Origin of the sequence: Herbiconiux daphne, from assembly GCF_024979295.1 — a bacterium.
GTDB classification, from domain to species: Bacteria; Actinomycetota; Actinomycetes; order Actinomycetales; family Microbacteriaceae; genus Herbiconiux; species Herbiconiux daphnes.
Window position 1 is genome coordinate 1 of sequence record NZ_JANLCJ010000546.1, and the last position, 607, is coordinate 607.

At 58.3% G+C, this 607-nt stretch carries 1 protein-coding gene; it reads right to left on the minus strand.

The features are described 5' to 3' along the window. Positions 1-607, minus strand: a 607-nt coding sequence (locus tag N1032_RS26365; protein WP_259543608.1) for a hypothetical protein, incomplete at both ends; no start/stop codon positions are given.

Sequence of the window (607 nt, forward strand, 5' to 3'; positions counted from 1 at the left end):
CGTGGTGGCCCAGCCAGGCAGGGTTACGGAGCGCAGCCAGGACGTTTAATAGCGTGGATTCAATGCGGTCGTGTAGCTTTCCGCCTTGAACTTGCGTGAAGGCGGGGCGATCAGGACGCGTTTGTTCGGTGCTGGCGGGGAGAGCTTCGAACTGTGCGCTAACGAACCCGATAGCATCAAGGAAATCAGCATCTGAGCGAGTGGCGTCGGATGCGTGATGGCTAACAAAGTGGCCCTGTTCATAGTCTCTGGTTCCCGGCAAAAAGTACGTAACGGAAGTATCGCTTCCGGCTTGTTCATTGGTGTATTCCGCCTCGAAAGGGGAACGGATATGGCGCTGCCCTTCGCTGCCGGTGCTGAGTGTCCAGCCTTCGGCGTCCAGGAAAAGGGCTACGGCGTCATGTTGTATCGGCTTGCCAAGATGCGCCACGTTTGAACGTTTGCGCGCGGCTTTTTCGGATTCTTCCAGGATAGGCAGGCTGGCGCGGATCGCGTCCAGCAAGGCGTTAAACGCCTCGAACGATAGGCGGTGGCCGTCGGCGCGCATATCAGGAAGGAACTGATCAGCGACAAGACAATCGACGGGCGCGTCGAGCCATTCCAGCTC